A 1,631-nucleotide genomic window follows, 5' to 3' on the forward strand; every position below is an offset into this window, starting at 1 on the left:
GCAGCGGGCGCAGGATGGCGACCAGCGCGCCTACCGGCTGGTCCTGCGCGCGCTGGTGCCGGTCGTCCGGGTTCGGGTACGGCGGCGCATCTTCGATGACGTGCTGGCGGAGGACGTGGTTCAGGAGGTGCTGATGACGCTTCATCGCCTGCGTCACACTTACGATCCCGCGCTGCCGCTGATGCCCTGGGTTTCGGCCATCGTCTCGGCAAGGTCCGTGGATGCGCTACGCCGACAGGGCCGATCCCGCGGCCGGGAGATCAATCGGGAAGAAACCCTGGACGGCGCCATCGACCCCGTCGCGGCGGCGGCCTTCGAAGCGATCGGCGCCGAACGGGAACTCGCGGGCATGCTGAACTTGCTGCCCGAACGCCAGCGGCAGATGATCGAGATGGTGAAGCTGCAGGAGATGTCGCTCGATGCCGCCGCGCAGGAAAGCCGGCTCTCCGTTTCCGCCGTAAAATCCTTGCTGCACCGCGCGATCGTCAGGTTGCGCGAACATGGAAAGCAGACACATGGTTGACCATGACACCCTGATCGATACGCTTTGCGACGAGGCCGTGCCGGTACGCCGCGTGGCTCCGGCGTGGCGGCGGGCCCTCGCCTGGAGCCCGGTCGCGCTAGGAATCGGCTATCTCGCGACCCAAATGCTCCACCGCGCCGGTACGGATTGGGCCGGTCCCCTTGCCGGGGTCGCCGCCGCCAATATCGTATTGTCACTTGCCCTGGGTATCGCCGCGTTCACAGCCGCCTTGTCGGCCAGCGTACCTGGCGCCCCCGCGCGGACGAGCGGCTGGATCATGGCGTGCCTGGGCATCTGGCTGACGCTGGCGGCCTACAGCATCGGCATATCCAGCCAGCCCGTCGGGCATCTGGGGCACGGCAGCTATTGCTTCACGTTCGTACTGGTCGCCGGAGTTCCCATGATTGCTATCACCGTGCTGGCACTGCGGCGAACGCGGTCGCTCAATCCGGTGCGGTCGCTGATGCTCGCGGGGACGGGAATAGCGTTCCTGTCGTTCGGACTGCTGGCGTTCTGCCATCCCATCGCGATGTCGGCGATGGACTTTGCCGGCCACCTCGTGGCCGGCGTCCTGCTCGGTGCGCTGACCATCGGACTCGGGCGCAAGGCGATCGCGGCCTGAAGGCGCGGGTCAGTCGCCCGGAATGCGCTCGATGCCATTCGTCAGACATCGCCCATTCCCTCCATTTCACGATCATCCTGGCCGAGTGTGACGAACCGGTCCAGAAGCCAGCTTGCCGCAGGACCGGGAGGCGTATCGCGCCGCCATATGCCGGAAAAGCGATACGTCCCCCCGACATGGTCCGGCATCGCCAGTCGTACCAGCGTTCCGGCGAAGAGATCCGCCTCGATCATCGGCATCGGCATGTTCCCCCAGCCGATTCCCTGCCGCAGCAGCGCATGCTTGGCGCCGAGATCGGCAAGCCGCCAGGTCTTTGGGCTGAACACCGAGTAGTCCTGCCCTTCGGTGAAGCGCGAACGGTCGGAGAGCACCAGCTGCGTATAGTCCCGCCCCGCGCCGGGTTCGATCTTCATCATGCGGCCCAGCGGATGATCGGGCGCGGCCACCGGCACCATCGCCACCGAGCCCGCCGAGCGGCTGGGGGGG

3 protein-coding genes are annotated in these 1,631 nt (G+C 66.9%); 2 read left to right on the forward strand and 1 reads right to left on the reverse strand.

The features are described from left to right. Positions 1-523, forward strand: a 523-nt coding sequence (locus tag LH128_RS15580) for a sigma-70 family RNA polymerase sigma factor (protein WP_008830618.1), incomplete at its 5' end; no start/stop codon positions are given. Then, positions 516-1,145, forward strand: coding sequence for an NrsF family protein (locus LH128_RS15585; protein WP_008830619.1), 630 nt, complete (start codon positions 516-518; stop codon positions 1,143-1,145). The genes LH128_RS15580 and LH128_RS15585, both read left to right, overlap by 8 nt. A 41-nt stretch (positions 1,146-1,186) precedes the next feature. On the opposite strand, the gene LH128_RS15590 is transcribed toward LH128_RS15585, so the two are convergent. Then, on the reverse strand, positions 1,187-1,631 hold a 445-nt coding region (locus LH128_RS15590), incomplete at its 5' end, for a LysR substrate-binding domain-containing protein (protein ID WP_008830620.1).

Source organism: Sphingomonas sp. LH128 (assembly GCF_000293195.2).
Classification (GTDB): Bacteria; Pseudomonadota; Alphaproteobacteria; order Sphingomonadales; family Sphingomonadaceae; genus Novosphingobium; species Novosphingobium resinovorum_A.